The following is a 17,437-nucleotide window of genomic DNA, read 5'->3' on the forward strand; positions in this document are numbered from 1 at the left end:
TTCCATTCTGCGCGCGGCCATCGTCGCGTCACAAAAGCCTGCGACCATTGCGCGTTTTCGCGCTCCAGCATACCCGCTCGACCCTTTCCTTACGATGGCGCTGACACTCGCCGACATCCGGCATCTCTTCGACACGCACGGCTCGCTCGCCTACAGCGGCGAGCCGGTCACCCAATTGCAGCACGCATTGCAAAGCGCCACGCTGGCCGAGGCGGCGGGCGCGCGCCCCGAGCTGATCGTCGCGGCATTACTGCATGACCTCGGGCACTTGCTGAATCTGCAGGGCGAGACGCCGACCGAGCGCGGCATCGACGATCTGCACCAGTACTTCGCGCTGCCGTTCCTGCGCCCGCTCTTCTCCGACGCCGTGCTCGAGCCGATCCGCCTGCACGTCGATGCGAAGCGCTGCCTGTGCGCGATCGACACGTCGTATCACGCGCGACTGTCCGCGGATTCGGTGCGAAGCCTGCAACTGCAAGGCGGCATATTCGACGATGAAGCCGCGCAAGCGTTTCTGGCGAAGCCCTATGCACACGACGCGATCGCTCTGCGCCGCTGGGACGACGAAGCGAAGGACGCGCATCGCGTCACGCCCGCGCTGCCGCATTTCATGGATATGGCCGCAAGCGTTGCGCTCGTGACGCGCTCGCTAACTTCGACCTGTGAATAGACTGGCTGAACCCAGCGCTACTTTGCCGACGCACGTGCAGGAAAGCATGATTTTCCTGGGCAACAGCGCAGCGGTTGAGGTGACTCGTGCGATGAGGCGGTAAACGAGGACCAGACGCTCGTGCGCGACGCGTTACTTGCGCGATGAAGAGGCGGTCGTCGAATCCGCAGGACTACGCCTGCCCTTCGTTAAGAGATCAGCGCCCGCGTCGCCGCCGATGCGTCTCGCACGACAGCGCGACGAGATCGCTGCACGCGTGCGTTAATCGATCGATGCCGGCACTACGCCAATGCGAATCATGCCGACCGATTCCGACTTTCCCCACGCCATACTCAGTGGCTGCCGCCGAAGTCAGCGGCCTTATGGTGCGCCTGTGTTCGAATGTACTGCGCCAGTGCCTTGACGCCGGGCAACTTTCGGGTAGCTTCGTGCATGACCAGCCATAGAGGCAGCACGGGCACTTTGGTCGTAATCGGTACACGCACAAGGTTGGCCGAGCTGTTACCTACGATACAGGCCAGAAGTGCAATACCGAGCCCATTCTCAGCCGCGAGATAGCCGAAGCCCAGGCTGTCGGACGATATCGCCATACATTCGTGCGGCGCGAAATCATTCAACCAGACAGATGGCTCGAATCTGGCAAGCTTGCCGGACATCCCTATGAAGCGATGCTTCAGCAGATCTGCGTCATTCTCGGGTAGCCCGTATAGACGGACGTACTCCTTCGACGCGTACAGCCCAAATCCAACGCTCGCTACTCTGGTCGCATATAGAGAGTCCTGGCCGGGCGATCCGAGGCGCAGTGCCCCGTCCGCCTCGCTCTTGCCGAGGTCGATCGATTGATTGCTGATGATCAATTCGACTTGTGCGCCAGGGTTGGCCTCCAGGAACTCGGGTAGCAGGCCGCGCACAAACTAGCCGGCGCTCGTCACAGGTGGCTGCTCGTCGCTGTCTCGAACATGTGCGTCTTGAGCAATGAGCGGGCGTCGTTGGGAAAGCCGCTGAACTCGACGCCGATCAATACGCCGCCGTCCGTAGGCCGCGAGTTCCTTGCAATGCAGTTGAACATAACGGCGTGCACCTTGCCTTCGGCGCGAACACGCAGGGCCAGCTTGAAGTGCTCGCCAATTTTCAGATACCGATCGGAGGCGCGCAAAGAGGCCCCGCCCATGCTGACGTTGACCACCGTGACATCGAAGCCCGCAGCGATACAGTCGTTTCTGATGAGCCGCGCGGCCATGCTTGTTGCGATGCGCGGGTGTTTGCGTACGACGTGGGCCGTGACGGCATCGGGATGCGCGAGATAGACAACCTGCGCCGGTGACTGGTTGCGTCCGGTGACGACTGTGTGAAAGCGATAAATCTTCCGACCGAGGAGAGCCTTGCACTCGACCTCGACTTCCGGCTCGAGGAACTCAAACCCGGTCAAGACCGCGACGACCAGTGCAGTCCCGGAGATCGAACCCACGAACTCGACTTGCAACGCGGCGTCCGGCCTGGCGACAACGGTTAGCTGCAACCTCTCAAGATTCTTTGGAAGGATCTCTGACGGCGCTGCCACGGGCCGGGCATCGGCAATGGCTCGATCATGGCTCGCGGTGGACACAATGAGGCTTTCCTGTGCGGGCGCTCGCTTGCCGGGCTGAGCAGATTCGGCGTCTCGAAAACCGCCCATCGCAACGAGCCTGTCGCGCTGGTTTTCGGACCGAATGCAGCCACCCTGGTTGATCAGCAGTTTCCCTGTTGCGGTGTAGACAGCGAAGTCTAGTGGCGCACCCACCCTCAAATCCTTTTCCGCGATTCTGACAAGCGCCATGTCGATCTTCCCCGTCGTCCGTAAGGCCCACAGTGATGAGCCTGCTTAGTTTTTCGACAATTTACGGATTTGATGGCGTCGCAGAAGTGCGTTTCCGCTCATTGATCAGACAAAAATGTTGCGGCCGGATTGGACCCGGTTTCGGCCAGAATTCGTCGCTTTGAAGCGCGCGCAAACAGGCATTCACCCTATTCGGAACGTATGGCCTGCTCGGGCATCACCGCGAAGATCGACAAGCTCTCCATCGCCGCATCCTCCAAATGGATCTGCACAAGCGAGTTGTCGGCCAATTGCCGGAAGAGGCGCGCTGGCGTCGCGGTTGACCACCGTCCGCTATGGCCGATAAGCGCGGATTGAGCGTCAGGTGGGTCTCGAACCGAACATGCCGCTCGGATGAACATTCATGCCGCGAACGGAAACGCCGACTGGCGTATCGCGCTAGACTGTGCGCCATGCAATCCTTCCCATTTCGATACGCCTTGCAGCAAGCCTTCACCGCGCGAGCGAGCGACGCATCGTGAAAGGCGGCAACTTTCGCATCACCGCCGCCGTCGTGGCGAGCGCGCTCTTCATGCAGAACATGGACGGCACGATCGTCGCCACCGCCATCCCTACGATGGCCCGCGACCTCCAGGTCGACCCCGTCCATCTATCCAGCGCGATCACCGCTTATCTCGTCGCGCTGACCGTGTTCATTCCCGCGAGCGGGTGGGTCGCCGACCGCTTCGGCGCGCGCCGCGTGTTCATGTGGGCGATCACGACGTTCACGCTCGCGTCCGTCGCGTGCGCCGCCGCGATGAATCTGCCGCAATTGCTGGCTGCGCGCGTCGTCCAGGGTCTCGGCGGCGCGATGATGGTGCCCGTCGGTCGCCTGATCCTGTTTCGCGGCGTCAAGCGCGAAGAACTCCTCCAGGCGACGACGTGGCTCACGATGCCCGCGCTCGTCGGTCCCTTGCTCGGACCGCCGCTCGGCGGCTTTCTCACCGACACGCTCTCGTGGCGCAGCATCTTCTGGGTCAACGTGCCGGTGGGCATCGTGGGCCTGTGGCTCACGTGGAAGCTGCTGCCGCCGTCGCCGCCCGAGGACCGGACGTCGCCCGATCTGCGCGGCATGCTGCTGTCGGGCGCCTCGCTCAGTCTGTTCATGATCGGCATCGAGAGCGCGGGGCGCGGCGTGCTGCCCATCGGCGTGCCGTGGATCTGCGTGGCGGCCGGCCTGCTCCTCTTTCGCGTGACGGTGCTGCACTGCCGCCGCGTGCCGAATCCCGCCATCGACTTCTCGCTCCTGTCGATTCCCACTTTTCATGCGGCGACTGTCGCGGGCAGCCTGTTTCGCGCCGGCGCGGGCGCACTGCCGTTTCTCGTGCCGCTCACGCTTCAGACGGGCTTCGGCTACAGCGCGACGGCGAGCGGTCTCGTCACATTCGCGAGCGCGCTCGGCTCCTTCTGCATGCGTCCGATGACGGCGCTCGCGCTGCGGCGCTTCTCGGTCCGCAACGTCCTGTGCACGGGCAGCGTCGTGTTCGCGGCCGTGCTGCTCGTCTGCTCGACGATGTCGCAAGCATGGCCCGCCGTCGCGATCTTTCTGCTTTTACTGCTGGGCGGACTCGGCCGCTCGCTCAGTTTCGCGACGATGGGCGCGCTCGCATTCGCCGATGTGCCCAAGCCGCGCCTCGCCGCCGCGACCTCGTTTCAGGGCACCGCGCAGCAGTTGATGAAGGCGGTCGGCGTCACGGTCGCGGCCGGCACGATCCAGGCGACGATGCTCGTTTCCGGAAGCGCGCACACCGAGCGCTGGCAACTCGCCTGCGGATTCATCGTGACGGCGCTCGTCGTCCTGGCCTCGCTGCCGATGTTCGCGCGCCTCTCGGATGACGCCGGCGAGGGCATTTCAGCGCGCTCCGCGAAGCGCGCCGAACGCACGTAATTCGTTCCGATTTGTGAAAAGAAAACATCATATTTAAGACAAGTACATGATCCACAAGGACTTTTTATGTGGCTATAATGCGATTCCGCTTTGATCTCTCTGTCCGATGCGTCGTTTCCTCCCTATCCTTGTCGCCCTTTCCGTCTCACTGAGCGCAGCGCAGACCGCGCTCGCGCAGGAAAACCCGCTCGCAGCAAGCGAGGCGGCCGCGCAGTCCGCCGCGCAGCCAGACCCGAAGACGGAGCAGGCGAGTCACAAGATTTCGGACATGCTCACGCGAAAATTCGGCGTGGCGCGTGAAAAGGCGCAGACCATCGCGGCGGCAGTCATGTCGTCGGCATCGAAGTATTCGCTTCCACCGGCGCTTTTGCTCGCCATCATTTCGATCGAATCGCGCTTCAAGGAAACGGCCAGAGGGCCGAACAATGCGACGGGTCTGATGCAGGTGGTGCCGTCGGCGCACAAGAAGCTCGTGCGCAACGTAGACCTGACGGACCCGGAAGACAACATCGAAACCGGCTCCGCGATCCTTCACGGCTATGTGAAATCCGCTCAGGGCGATGTTGACGCCGCGCTGAAGAACTACGGCGGATCGCGCGCCTACGCCGAGAAGGTCAGCTTGCGCGTAAAGACGTTCGAGCCGGCCGCATCGGCGGATGCGGCATCGGCGGGCGGGCAATAACAGTCACTTTTCACTCGCCCGTCCGGGCGGAGTTTCTTTGATAACGCGCACCGCCGCCAGGCGGATGCCGCTCTCGCGTCTCGATGACGCCGCGGCGATCGCACCCGCAAAGCGCGCTGGCATCGTTCAATATGCCTTCTTGGTCCCGGTGCCGTCCGACTTCATGCCGCCCGAATTCATGTTGCCGTTATTCGGCGCGCTGCGCGTGGCGGTACCCTGATCCTGGCTCATGCCGTTGGTCGCGTCGTTGCTCATGCCGCTCTTCGCGCCGGTGCCGGTCGAGCCGTCCGCCGAGCCGCCCATCCCGGCGCCGCCCATGCCTACGCCGCCGCCCTTACCGCCGGCCGCCGAGCCGGCGCCCGCCGAACCATTGCCGCCTGCGCCTGCCGAACCGCCCGCAGCAGCGCCGCCGCCTGCACCGCCTGCGCCGCCACCACCGCCGCCGCCTGCTTGCGCATAGACACCGCCGGACAGGCCCAGCACCAGCGCGGAAATCACCAGCTTCTTCGTCGTTGCGTTCATTGCGAGTCTCCCAAGTTTGCGTGTCGGTCGTCGCGCATTGGATGCAACGACCGTGTCCGCATCAGCGCAAGGGGCGTGCCGCGAGTCACGCGCAATCAGTAACCGCAAGGCACATACGCGCCACGGTAGTTGTCGTAGCAGTAGCCAGGCGGCGGCGCCGGTTGTGCGTAGACCGGCTGCGCGTACTCGGGTTGTTGATAGACGGGTTGCGCATACGTCGGCTGTGCACTCGCGACGGACGTCACCAGCGCGCCGAGCACCGCGCCGCCGATCAGCGCGCCGACGATCGCTCCGCCATCCCCGCCACCGCCGCGATGACCGCCGCCATGCCCATGCGCCGATGCCTGGCCCGCCGCCGTCAAACTACCGATCATCAACAAGACAAGTGCTGCGCGTTTCATGCGCTTCTCCATTTCCCGTTTGCCGGGTTCATGGAGATCATCTTAAGCAGACAGCTAAGAAATAACTGCAGTAGTTGGTAACCGCGCATTTCAACGATTACAAATCGCCCGCTACACGTTTCTTCAAAGTCGTCCTTCGATTCGGATAACGAATTACCCTGAGCGCGGTTACAAACAGAATTGATTTCGCTCGTCCGTAACAGATTTAGCGACTTGTCCGGTAAAGCGTCTCTTCGCTATCGGTCAACGCCGCCGGTTTTACCGCACGCGGTTTCATTTGCTCGCCACTGGTTACTGTTTGTCACCAGATCGACGTCAACTATATCGACGGGCGGGGCGTTTTCATCGTCAACGCGGCGCATTGCGCGCCACGTGTCCTCGAAGAAAGAATCAAGGGAGATTCAAACCATGAAGAAGATCGTCGCTGCTCTCGCATCCGCCATGCTCGTCACCACCGCATTCGCGCAAACGGCCGCAACCGATGCCGGCAAAGCGCAATTGAAGGCCAACAACGAAAAAGCCGAGGCTCAGGCGACCGCCAACAAGAAGAAGGCGGAAGCGCAGCACGATGCCGCGAAGGCGCAGGCATCGGCGAACGAGGACAAGGCATCGGCGCAAGCCGACGCCAACAAGGAAGCCGCGAAGGTAGCGCAGGCGACCACGCCGGAACAGGCTTCCGACGCTCGCGGTGACGCCACGAAGGCACAGGCGAAAGCCAACAAGAAGAAGCATGCTGCACAATCCAAGGCCGATCAAAAGAAGCAGGACGCAGCGAAGGATGCCAACGTGGCGCAAGCGAAGGCCGACAAGGAAAAAGTCGAGGCGCAAAGCGACGCAAACAAGACGGCCGCCGATGCGAAGGTGGACGCGGCGAAGAAGTAAGGGAGGCCAGCGTCATCGCATCGCGCACTGGGCGTTGCATATAAACAAACCAGTGCGTTCAATTCAGGCGAGCCTTCGGGCTCGCCTTTTTGCATGTCCTTTTTGCATGTCCTTTGATCGAATGATTTGCGCCCGCTAAAGGACATGTTCCACTTGCCGATATCGTTGTGCGGCTTATCATTCGTGAAACAAAAAACACGAAAGGAGACGCCCGACATGCGCACACTGACCGATCAGTTGTCGCAGTACGCCGACTATCATCGCGACAGGCGCAATATCGCCACGCACTTCGTAGGCATTCCGCTCATCGTCCTCGCGATCGCCGCATTGCTGAGCCGTCCCGCATGGCCCGTGTTATCGGGCGCATGTCTGCTCACGCCCGCATGGGTGCTGTTCGCGCTCGCTACGCTCTACTATCTCTGGCTCGACGTGCCGCTCGGCATCGGCATGGGTATCGTGTCCGCGCTCAGCGCGGCGTTCGGGCAGTGGGCTGCATCGCACACTACGTGGAGCTGGCTCGCGATCGGCGTCGGCATGTTCGTGATCGGGTGGGTGTTTCAGTTCATCGGGCATATGCGTTATGAACGTCGCAAGCCCGCTTTCGCCGACGATATCATCGGCTTGCTGATCGGGCCGCTCTTCATTCTCGTCGAACTCTTGTTCGGCCTCGGTCTCATGCGCGAACTGCACGACGCTATCGAAACGCGCGCCGCGCGCTGATCAGTCCACGCGCTCGATTTCCTCCGCGACCGTTTCATGCTCGATGCTCGCGTGATGTTCGCTCGTCGGCAATGCCTGCTTCTCCGAGCGTTCGCGCATCAGAAGACGCGCGCTGTGCACGCCGGTCAGCACGACGGCCATCCAGATCGGCACATAAGTGCCGAGTTGCCGCGCTGAAAACGGCTCGCCGAGCAACAGGACAGCGACGCCGACGAGCAGCACCGGTTCCACGTAGCCGAGAATGCCGAAGAGCGCGAGCGGCAGATGACGGCTCGCACGCAGATACGACGCCAGCGCGATCGTGCTCAACGCGCCGAGTCCGGGCAGAAGCAGCAGCGCGAGACGCGGCTCGCCGACGACATCCGCGAACGAACCGCGCACGATCAGCATCATCACGGCGACAGGCGCGATCAGCATGATTTCAACGGCGAAGGACACGAGCGGATCGGCATTCAGCCGGCGACGCAACACGAAGTAAGGCGGATAGCCGAGCATCACGACGAGCGTCGGCCACGCGAACGCATGCGTGATGACGAGCTCATGCGCCACGCCCACGGCCGCCGCGGCGACACCCGCCCACTGGAAACCGTCGAGACGCTCGTCGTAGTGGAAGCGGCCGAGCAGCACCATCGCAAGAGGCAGGAGGAAATAGCCGAGCGATACTTCGAGCGCGCGCCCGTGCAGCGGCGCCCAGAGAAAGATCCACAACTGCACGCCGAGCAGCGCGGCGGCGGCAGCGGACATCAGCAGCAGATGCGGCGTTTTGGCGAGCCTCGCGATGAGCGCGCATAATTGCGGCCAGCGTTTGCGCAGCGCGACGAGCGCGAGCGCACCCGGCAATGTCCATACGATACGCCACGCGAAGATGTCGAGCCCGTCGAGCGGCGCGAGCCATTTCGTATAGCCCGACATGAGCGCGAATAGCGCGGATGCGGCGACGGACAGCGCAATGCCGCGTCCCAGGTCATGCTGATTCATCGAAAGAGGCGCTGCGCGCGGTAGGTGAGTGCAAGCCGAATGAAACGTGGAACGCGCATTCTAAACGCGCAGCGCGCACCATTTTCAAAACCCGCTTCAATCAGTTTCCCCGGACGTGCCCGCTTTTTGCTTCGTTCATGCTTCGCATTTCGGCGTGAACTCCACCGCATGATCGCTGTCACTTGCGGTTGTCTTTTGCCGGTCACGATGATCGGCGACCCTTGTCGGTCCGGCATTACTGCCGGTCCGGTCCTGAAGTCCGGGCGGCGCCCCGTACGAACACCTGCCGCTCACGTCATTGCATCCGCAGCAACACGCGCCGTGCCGTCACGTCGACGATGGCACGCGAAGAAAACGCCGCATCGATGGAGACGTCATGACTCAACCAGCCCTGTCGCCCCGCTTTTCCAACGCCTTTGCAGAGGCCGTGCACGTAGGACTCAGCAAGCGTCCGCAAAAAGAACTGCCTTCGATGTATCTGTATGACGAAGTGGGCTCGGCCCTCTTCGAAGTGATCACCGCGCTGCCCGAATACGGCGTGACGCGCGCCGAGGAGCGCGTGCTGAAGGATCACGCGGCGGACATCGTCGCGGCCATGCCGGGCGACATCCAGGTCGCCGAACTCGGCAGCGGCAGTGGCCGCAAGACGCGCCGCATTCTTGAGGCGCTGTGTAAAAAGCAGCCCACTGCTTACCATCCGATTGAAATTTCGCGCACCGCCTTGCAGTTGTGCCGTCGCGAATTGAGCGATATCGAGCGCGTGTCGATCGTCGGACACGAGCGCGATTACCTCGCGGGATTGTCGGAAGTCAGTTCGAAGCGCAAGGACGGCGAACGACTGCTCGTGCTGTTTCTCGGCAGCACCATCGGCAATTTCGCGCGGCTCGCGGCGACGAAGTTCCTGCGCTCGATTCGCGGCATGCTCCAGCCCGGCGACGCGCTGTTGCTCGGCACCGATCTCATCAAGCCGCTGCCGGTGCTCATCGCGGCGTATGACGACCCGATCGGCGTCACGGCCGCGTTCAATCTGAACATGCTCGCGCGCATCAATCGCGAACTCGCCGGCGACTTTCCGCTCGAAGCCTTCGAGCACGTCGCGCGTTTCAATCCGGATGCGCGCAGCATCGAAATGCACTTGCGGGCGAAGCGCGCGCTGTCCGTGCGCGTGCGCGGCGCGGACCTGCGCGTGGACTTCCGCGAAGGCGAGACGATCTGGACGGAAAGCAGCCACAAATACGCGGCCGATGAAGTCGCGCCGATCGCCGCCGATGCGGGCTTCGAATGCACGCATCAGTGGCGCGACGAGGAATGGCAGTTCGCGGAGAGCCTGCTGGTCGCGCGATGAACTAGCTAGTGCTGCTCGAAGCGCTCGTAGCGCTTCTCGATGTGGCGCTCTTCGCTGTGAAACTCGGTGACGCGGGCATGCGGCGGCCCGCGTCGCAGCCATTCGAGCATCAGGTCGACCTGATTGGCCGCGCCCTGCACGATGGCTTCGACGGAGCCGTCATCGAGATTGGCGACCCAGCCGCGCACGCCGAGCGCATGCGCCTTTCTCACCGTGTAGTGCCTGAAGCCGACGCCCTGCACGACGCCGCGCACACGCACGTAATAGGTTTCGATTCTCGTATCCAGATCCGGGCCCGGCATCGTGCTTTCTCCTTTCAGACGTCCATACGCCGCATTGTAGACACGCGCTTCAACTCAGACGGAAAGGTTGCGCCATGTCGGCGCGCTCGCCCGAACGCGGATGCGGCACGCGCGGCAGCGTCACTTCGAACACCGTGCCGGATTCGGCTGCCGAGCGTACCGTGACGTCGCCGCCGTGCATCTGCGCGATCTCGCGCGTGATGTAGAGCCCGAGCCCCAGGCCGCTCGATTCATGCTGGCGCTGGCCCGAGCGATACGGCGCGAAGATCGTCGGCAGGACGTCGGCGGGAATCTCGCCCGCGTTTTGCACGGTGATGGTCACATGGTCGGCGTTGCCGTCGAGGCGCACCTGGATCGCCGAGCCTTCCAGCCCGTGCTGCAGCGCATTGCCGATGAGATTCGAGAACACTTGCGAGAGCAGATCGCCGTCGCCTTGCAAGAGCGTATCGCCCTGACGCAGCACGAAGATGCGCCCTTTGCCGAAACGCGCCTCGTATTCATCGACGATATTCTTCGCGAGCGTCATCAACTCGACCGCACGCGGCTGCAAGGTGACGCGCCCGCCACGCAGACGCGCGAGATTGAGCAACTGATCGACCATGCGCACCATGCGCATGCCGCTCGACTTGATGCGCGTGCCGATGTTCGCGACGTTCTCGTCCTGCACGAAGCGCGCGAGATACTCCGCCGATGCGATCACCGCCGACAGCGGCGTGCGCAGATCGTGGCCGAGCACGGCCATCAGCATCTCGTTCGCATCGAGCAGTTGCTGCACGGTCGCGAGTTGCGTCGCGAGCTGCTGCTTCTGGCGCTCCATCTGGATGAATACATCGACCTTCGAATTGAGGATGCGCGAATCGAAGGGCTTGTAGAGAAAATCCACCGCGCCCGCTTCATAGCCGCGAAAGGTGCGGCTCGCGTCCTGCGCCGTCGCCGTCAGAAAGATGATCGGCACGTGCGCGGTGCGGGGGCTGCCACGCATCAGCTCGGCGAGTTCGAACCCGTCCATGCCGGGCATGTTGACGTCGAGAATCGCGAGCGCGACCTCGTGCTTGAGCAGAAGCTCGAGCGCGGCCGGTCCCGATTCGGCTTTCAGCACCGACAGATCCGGCCGCGCGAGCGACGCTTCGAGCGCGGTGATGTTATTGCGGATGTCGTCGACGATCAGCACGTGGATGGGTTGCGTCATCTGGTGACTCCTTGCCTTGCTTCTTTCATTGCCTGTAGCCGATGCATTGGGTGAGCCGCATCGCCATGTGATCCAGCGTGAGCACTTCGTTCACCGCGCCTTGCGCGATGGCCGCGAGCGGCATCGCGGGCGCGGTCGCCGTCGCCGGGTCCTGCGCCCAGCACGCGCCGCCCGCATCGCGGATCGCGCGTGCGCCGCGCGCGCCGTCGTCGTTCGCGCCCGACAGCACGATGCCGAGCAGGCGCTCGCCGTAAGCATGCGCCGCCGATTCGAACAGCACATCCACCGATGGCCGCGAAAAGCGCACGGGCGGATCGACGGACAGCGCGATCGCCGGCGTCGCGCCGCCTTCGGCCTCGACGAGCATGTGATAGCCCGGCGGCGCGAAATATACGGTGCCCGGCGCGATCTCGTCCTTGTCGAAAGGCTCCTCGATGGCAAGCTCGCAGCGCGAAGCGAACAATCCGGGCAAGAGGCTCGGCTGTCCGTGCCGCACATGCACCACGACGAGCACCGGCGGCGCGAACGCCTTCGGCAAGCCGGGCAGCAACTGATTGAGCGCCTCGACGCCGCCCGCCGATGCGCCGATCACGACTGCCCCGATGCGGTCCGCGTCGAACATCGTCACACCTTCTGATAAAGCCGCTCGCGCGGATTGAAGTCCGCGAAACGGTCTGCATACGTGGAAAAGCGCAGGCTCTCCTTGCTGCCGAGACCGAGGAACCCGCGCCGCACGAGCGAATCGCTGAAGAGGCCGAGGGCACGATCCTGTAGCGCGCGATCGAAATAGATCAGCACATTGCGGCACGACACCAGATGCGCTTCGAGAAACACGCTGTCCGTCGCGAGACTGTGATCCGCGAACACCACGCGCGACTTGAGCGTCTGCGAGAACTTCGCCGCGCCGTAGGCCGCGTGATAGTAGTCCGACAGCGAACGCTTGCCGCCCGCCGCCAGATAGTTCTGGCTGAAACCCGCCATGCGCTCCAGCGGATAAATGCCGCTTTCTGCCTGACGCAATGCCTCGGCGTTGATGTCGGTCGCGTAGAACACCGTGCGGTCCGCGATCTTTTCTTCGGCAAAGAGCACCGCGAGCGACCACAGCTCCTCGCCGCTGCTGCATCCCGCGACCCACACCTTGATCGACGGATAAGTCTGCAGAATAGGCACGACCTGCTCGCGGATCGCGCGGAAATACTGCGGGTCGCGGAACATCTCGCTCACCTGCACCGTGAGGTACTGAAAGAGCCGGGCGAACAGCGCCGGGTCTCGCAGAATGCGCTCCTGAAGATGCGAGAGCGTCGGCAGGCCGAAATCGTGCACGGCCTGCGCGAGCCTGCGCCTCAGCGAACTCACGGAGTAATGCCGGAAGTCGTGCTGATAGCGCAGGTAGATCGCTTCGAGTATCAGCTTCAGTTCGATGTCGAACGTCGCTTCTTCGTCGTGCCGGGCGTCATTCATCTGGGAGATGGGTCCGTTCATCGCTGGCGCAGCCATACGCGGCACAGCGACACGAGCTTATCCACATCGATGGGTTTGGATATGTAGTCGTCCGCACCCGCTTCGAGACATTTCTGGCGATCGCTCGGCATCGCCTTCGCCGTCAGCGCGATGATCGGCAGGCGCGCAAATTCCGCGCGCTTGCGGATTTCGGTCATCGCGGTGAGGCCGTCCATCTCGGGCATCATGACGTCCATCAGCACGAGGTCGATATCGCTGCGCCGCGCGAGCGCTTCGAGCGCCTCGCGTCCGTTGCGCGCGATTTCGAGCGTGGCGCCGAGCGGCTCGATCACGCGCGAGAGCGCGAAGATGTTGCGCACGTCGTCTTCCGCGAGCAGGATCGTGCGGCCCTCGAACACGTCGTCGCGCTGACGCGCCGCGCGCAGCATGCGCTGCTGCTCGGGCGGCAGCGCGCTTTCCACGCTATGCAGGAACAGCGTGACTTCGTCGAGCAGGCGCTCCGGCGATTTCGCTCCCTTGATGATGATCGATTTCGAGTATCGGCGCAGGCGCTGCTCCTCTTCCTGCGACAGCAGCCGTCCGGTATAGACGATGACGGGCGGCGACGCCTGCCCTCCGCCCGCCGACACGCGTTCGAGCAGTTCGTAGCCGGAGCCGTCGGGCAGCGCGAGATCCATCACGACGCAATCGAACGGCGCGCGCTGCATCTCCTCGATGGCCTCCGCGATCGATCCCGCCTCCACGATCCCGACCGTCTCGCTCGCGAGCAGCGCATGAATGCTCTGGCGCAGCGCCGGATCGTCCTCCACGACGAGCACGCGGCGCATGCCTTGCGCCGAGCGCGCTTCGAGCTTGCGGATGGCGCGGGCGAGATCGTCGCGCGCGCCCGGCTTCAGCGTGTAGCCGATCGCGCCCAGGTGCAGCGCGACGTCGGCGTGATCGGTCGCGGAGACGACGTGAATCGGGATGTGGCGCGTGAGCGGATCGTGCTTCAGCCATTCGAGCACCGTGAGACCCGACTGATCCGGCAAGCCGATGTCGAGCAGAATCCCGTTCGGCTGAAGCGAACGCGCGAGCTCGACGCCCTGCGTGGCGGTGGCAGCGTGCACGCAGTCGAAGTCGAGTTCGTGGGCGAGATCGTAGAGAATGCCGGCGAACGGCTGATCGTCCTCGATGACGAGAATCACGCGATCCGGACGCTTGCGGTCGGCGCGATCATCGGCGATGGCCATCGGCTCGGGCATCGCGACCGGTGCCTGAACGGGCGACGGCTGCACGGGCGGCGGCGCGGGTGCGGGTGCGGGTACGGACGCGGGCGCGGCGGCCGGCGCCGGCTCGCTCATCGTGCCGATCGTATCGAGCTTCGCGGTGACGGTGCCTTCGCGCACGGCGATAGGCAGCGTCACCGAAAATACGCTGCCCTGGCCGAGTTCGCTCGACACGGACACCGAGCCGCCGAGCAGGCGCGAGAACTCGCGCGAGATCGACAGCCCGAGGCCGCTGCCGCCGTACTTGCGGCTCGTCGTGCCGTCGGCTTGCTGGAAGGCCTGGAAAATCATGTCCTGCTTCTCGCGCGCGATGCCGATGCCCGTGTCGCGCACATCGAAGCGCAGCGCATTGTCGCCCGCGCGCTCGACCGCGACGGTCACCCGGCCGCGCTCGGTGAACTTGAACGCGTTGGACAGCAGATTGCGCAGCACTTGCAGCAGCCGCTGGCTGTCGGTGACGAAATACTGCGGCACGTTCTCGCCATGCTCCGTGACGAATTCCACACCCTTGCTCCCGGCGATGGGCGCGAAGGACTGCCGCAGCGTCTGCAAAATCGAATCGACGGACGTGGGCGCGAACTGCACGTCCATCTGCCCCGCCTCGACCTTCGACAAATCGAGGATGTCGTTGATGAGCGAAAGCAGATCGCTGTTCGACGAATGGATCGTCGCCGCGTAGCGCACCTGTTCGTCGGTCAGGTTGCCTTGCTTGTTGTCCTGCAGGAGCTTCGCGAGGATCAGCGAACTGTTGAGCGGCGTGCGCAGTTCGTGCGACATGTTCGCGAGGAACTCCGACTTGTACTGGCTCGCGCGCTCCATTTCCAGTGCGTTCGCGGTCAGCTCCTGCTGCGCCTGCAGAAGCTCGGCCTTCTGCCGCTCCAGATGCTGCGTGTGCTCTTCGAGCTGGACATTGGTTTGTTCGAGTTCCGCCTGCTGCTGTTCGAGACGCGCCTGCGAATCCTGCAGCGCGCGGCCGCGCTCTTCGAGCTCCTCGTTCGAGACGCGCAGCTCTTCCTGCTGCACCTGTAATTCCTCGCTCTGGCGCTGCGTTTCTTCGAGCAGCTCGACGAGACGCGCGCGATAACGCGCCGAACGCAGCGCCATGCCGATCGGTTCCGACGCCTGCTCGAGCAGCGCGCGGGCATCGCCGAAACGTCCCTCGCTGCCGACGAAGCCGAGCTCGATCGCGCCGACGATATCGCCATCGGCAGAAAGCGGCGCAATCAGGACGCGCGACGCCGTCGCCGATCCGAGCGCGGAGCCGACTTTCAGATAATGCGAAGATGCGTCGCGCAGTTCGAGCACACGCGCTTCCTCGATCGCCTGGCCGATGAGCCCTTCGCCGCGCCCGATCCTGGCCGGCGCGCCGCCCTCGTCCGGCAGCGCCCAGGCCGCGACGCGCACGAGCACATCGCCTTCGAGCGCGTAGACGACGCCGACTTTCGCGTCCACATACGGAATGATCGAACGCAGAATGCTCACGCCGATCGAAGCCACTGACTGCTCGCCGCGCAGCTTGACGCCCGCCTGCACGATGCCCTGCTGCAGCCAGGTCGTGCGTTGTATGGCGAGCCGCGATTTGATATACAGATGCGCCACCGCCGCGAGCACGATCAGCACGACGATGCCCATCACGCGGTTGACCTGGAGCACCGCACTGCTCGTGCCGGGATCGCCTGTGGCGAGTGCGTAGCCTGCGATCATCAGCGCGGCCGATGCACCCGCGGTGACGATCGGCACCGACGGCCGGTCGGCCCAGACGCACAGCACGACCGGCAGCACGTAAAAGACCCAGATCGCGACGCGCATCGGCGTGAGCACATCGATGCTGAATACGACGGCGAGCGCGAGCGCGATGGCGAGATAAATCCAGGAGCGTAGTGTTTTAGAGTCTTGAGGCATCGTCCACCGGGTCTGTTCATGTTTTGCGCGGGTCTCGCGCCGGCAGCAGGCACGGACCTTAGCATGAGCCGCAAGCCCTTGTCACATCGGGCTTTGCAGCCGATCGGCGCATGCTTTCCCGCGCGGCAGTTGTTACGAAACACGGCCGCGCCAGCGTTTTTAACGAGGTAAGAATGACTGATTTTTCCGGCTCTCGCGTGCTCGTCACGGGCGCCTCGGGGTTCGTCGGGTCCGCGGTCGCACGGCTCGCCATCGAACGCGGTTTCGACGTGCGCGTGCTCGTGCGCAAGACCAGCCCGCGCAAGAACGTCGAATCGCTGAATGCGGAGATCGTCGTCGGCGACATGCGCGACGAAGCGTCGATGCGCGCGGCGCTCAAGGGCGTGCGCTTCCTGTTCCACGTCGCGGCCGATTACCGCATCTGGGCGCCCGACCCGAGCGAAATCGAGCGCGCGAATCTCGAAGGCACCGAGGCGACGATGCGCGCGGCGCTGGCCGAAGGCGTCGAGCGCATCGTTTATACCAGCAGCGTCGCGACCCTGAAGGTGACGAGTTCGGGCGTGATCGTCGACGAGACGAAGCCGTCGGACGCGGCAAGCACGATCGGCGCGTACAAGCGCAGCAAGGTGCTCGCCGAGCGCGCCGTGGAGCGCATGGTCGCGCGGAACGCGCTGCCCGCGGTGATCGTCAATCCGTCGACGCCGATCGGCCCGCGCGACGTGCGTCCGACACCGACCGGGCGCATCATCGTCGAAGCGGCGACGGGCAAGATTCCCGCCTTCGTCGATACGGGCCTGAATCTCGTCCATGTCGACGACGTCGCGAACGGACACTTCCTCGCGCTGGAACGTGGCAAGACCGGCGAGCGGTACATCCTCGGCGGCGAGAACCTGCCCTTGCAGCAGATGCTCGCGGACATCGCCGGATTCGTCGGGCGCAAGCCGCCGACCATCAGGCTGCCGCGCGGGCCGCTCTATCCGCTCGCGGTCGGCGCCGAACTGTTCGCCAAGGTGAGCGGCAAGGAGCCGTTCGTGACCGTCGATGCACTGCGCATGTCGAAGAACAAGATGTACTTCACATCGGCCAAGGCCGAACGCGTGCTGGGCTACAGCGCGCGGCCGTATCGGGAAGGATTGAAGGATGCGCTCGACTGGTTCCGGGCAAACGGGTATCTCGTCACGTGAAGCACCAAATCATTTCGTGAAACGTTCCGCGCGGCGCAATGGCGCGCCGGCGCGCAACTCTTGTATAAGACTTGAAAAAAGTTAAGTTATTGATATAGCACGATAAACGTCCGTTTTGGCCGTTCGCGCATGGCGAAATTCACACGCGCGCCTCGCAAAATCAGGCAGAATAGCGCTTTGTTGCCGGA

General features: G+C 63.7%; 17 protein-coding genes. 7 read left to right on the plus strand and 10 right to left on the minus strand.

Annotation, left to right across the window (positions count from 1 at the left end; all coding sequences use genetic code 11):
• Window positions 1–94: 94 nt before the first annotated feature.
• On the plus strand, window positions 95–670 hold the full coding sequence (locus NCT32_RS20230) for a phosphonate degradation HD-domain oxygenase (RefSeq protein WP_061119970.1): 576 nt from the start codon (window positions 95–97) through the stop codon (window positions 668–670).
• A gap of 332 nt (window positions 671–1,002) precedes the next feature.
• Here the strand turns inward: NCT32_RS20230 and NCT32_RS20235 are convergent, their stop codons facing one another.
• Window positions 1,003–1,581, minus strand: coding sequence for a LysR substrate-binding domain-containing protein (locus tag NCT32_RS20235; RefSeq protein WP_061119971.1), 579 nt, complete (start codon window positions 1,579–1,581; stop codon window positions 1,003–1,005).
• Window positions 1,582–1,598: 17 nt separating this feature from the next.
• Entirely contained in the window at window positions 1,599–2,486 is an 888-nt protein-coding gene (locus tag NCT32_RS20240) for a PilZ domain-containing protein (RefSeq protein WP_061119972.1), read from the minus strand.
• Between the two features lie 517 nt (window positions 2,487–3,003).
• Between NCT32_RS20240 and NCT32_RS20245 the strand changes: the two genes are divergently transcribed.
• Both NCT32_RS20245 and NCT32_RS20250 read left to right on the plus strand, forming a co-directional pair.
• On the plus strand, window positions 3,004–4,413 hold the full coding sequence (locus NCT32_RS20245) for an MFS transporter (RefSeq protein ID WP_061119974.1): 1,410 nt from the start codon (window positions 3,004–3,006) through the stop codon (window positions 4,411–4,413).
• Window positions 4,414–4,519: 106 nt separating this feature from the next.
• Entirely contained in the window at window positions 4,520–5,095 is a 576-nt protein-coding gene (locus NCT32_RS20250; RefSeq protein ID WP_061119975.1) for a transglycosylase SLT domain-containing protein, read from the plus strand.
• 126 nt (window positions 5,096–5,221) lie between these two features.
• Here NCT32_RS20250 and NCT32_RS20255 read toward each other — a convergent pair whose 3' ends face one another.
• Together NCT32_RS20255 and NCT32_RS20260 are read right to left on the minus strand one after the other, a co-directional pair.
• Window positions 5,222–5,617, minus strand: coding sequence for a hypothetical protein (locus NCT32_RS20255; protein WP_061119976.1), 396 nt, complete (start codon window positions 5,615–5,617; stop codon window positions 5,222–5,224).
• A gap of 95 nt (window positions 5,618–5,712) precedes the next feature.
• Window positions 5,713–6,018 carry a hypothetical protein gene (locus tag NCT32_RS20260; protein WP_061120046.1) on the minus strand — a complete coding sequence of 102 codons (306 nt, stop codon included), beginning with the start codon at window positions 6,016–6,018 and terminating at the stop codon, window positions 5,713–5,715.
• A gap of 213 nt (window positions 6,019–6,231) precedes the next feature.
• Here NCT32_RS20260 and NCT32_RS20265 point away from each other — a divergent pair, with 213 nt between their 5' ends.
• On the plus strand, window positions 6,232–6,900 hold the full coding sequence (locus NCT32_RS20265; protein ID WP_250490498.1) for a hypothetical protein: 669 nt from the start codon (window positions 6,232–6,234) through the stop codon (window positions 6,898–6,900).
• A 216-nt stretch (window positions 6,901–7,116) separates the two neighbouring features.
• Complete coding sequence (locus NCT32_RS20270; protein ID WP_061119978.1) at window positions 7,117–7,620, plus strand: DUF962 domain-containing protein; 504 nt, start codon at window positions 7,117–7,119, stop codon at window positions 7,618–7,620.
• Here the strand turns inward: NCT32_RS20270 and rarD are convergent, their stop codons facing one another.
• Window positions 7,621–8,598, minus strand: a complete 978-nt coding sequence (rarD, locus tag NCT32_RS20275; RefSeq protein WP_061119979.1) for an EamA family transporter RarD — start codon at window positions 8,596–8,598, stop codon at window positions 7,621–7,623. It abuts the gene before it with no gap.
• A gap of 376 nt (window positions 8,599–8,974) precedes the next feature.
• Between rarD and egtD the strand changes: the two genes are divergently transcribed.
• Window positions 8,975–9,943, plus strand: coding sequence for an L-histidine N(alpha)-methyltransferase (gene egtD, locus NCT32_RS20280; protein WP_061119980.1), 969 nt, complete (start codon window positions 8,975–8,977; stop codon window positions 9,941–9,943).
• A 5-nt stretch (window positions 9,944–9,948) separates the two neighbouring features.
• Here the strand turns inward: egtD and NCT32_RS20285 are convergent, their stop codons facing one another.
• From NCT32_RS20285 to NCT32_RS20305, 5 genes are read right to left on the minus strand one after another with little or no spacing between them, the layout of a single operon-like run.
• Window positions 9,949–10,245 carry an acylphosphatase gene (locus tag NCT32_RS20285; RefSeq protein ID WP_061119981.1) on the minus strand — a complete coding sequence of 99 codons (297 nt, stop codon included), beginning with the start codon at window positions 10,243–10,245 and terminating at the stop codon, window positions 9,949–9,951.
• Between the two features lie 49 nt (window positions 10,246–10,294).
• Window positions 10,295–11,434: a hybrid sensor histidine kinase/response regulator gene (locus NCT32_RS20290; RefSeq protein WP_061119982.1), complete on the minus strand. Its 1,140-nt coding sequence runs from the start codon at window positions 11,432–11,434 to the stop codon at window positions 10,295–10,297.
• A 25-nt stretch (window positions 11,435–11,459) separates the two neighbouring features.
• Window positions 11,460–12,056 (minus strand): chemotaxis protein CheB, encoded by a 597-nt coding sequence (locus tag NCT32_RS20295; RefSeq protein WP_061119983.1) that lies wholly within the window; start codon window positions 12,054–12,056, stop codon window positions 11,460–11,462.
• 2 nt (window positions 12,057–12,058) lie between these two features.
• Window positions 12,059–12,895: a protein-glutamate O-methyltransferase CheR gene (locus tag NCT32_RS20300; RefSeq protein WP_061120047.1), complete on the minus strand. Its 837-nt coding sequence runs from the start codon at window positions 12,893–12,895 to the stop codon at window positions 12,059–12,061.
• A 17-nt stretch (window positions 12,896–12,912) separates the two neighbouring features.
• Window positions 12,913–16,065 carry a response regulator gene (locus tag NCT32_RS20305; RefSeq protein WP_250477522.1) on the minus strand — a complete coding sequence of 1,051 codons (3,153 nt, stop codon included), beginning with the start codon at window positions 16,063–16,065 and terminating at the stop codon, window positions 12,913–12,915.
• Window positions 16,066–16,238: 173 nt separating this feature from the next.
• Here NCT32_RS20305 and hpnA point away from each other — a divergent pair, with 173 nt between their 5' ends.
• Complete coding sequence (hpnA, locus tag NCT32_RS20310) at window positions 16,239–17,249, plus strand: hopanoid-associated sugar epimerase (protein WP_061119985.1); 1,011 nt, start codon at window positions 16,239–16,241, stop codon at window positions 17,247–17,249.
• The last annotated feature ends 188 nt before the right edge of the window (window positions 17,250–17,437 follow it).

The organism is Caballeronia sp. INML2 (genome assembly GCF_023631365.1).
In the GTDB taxonomy this organism is placed as follows: Bacteria; Pseudomonadota; Gammaproteobacteria; order Burkholderiales; family Burkholderiaceae; genus Caballeronia; species Caballeronia turbans.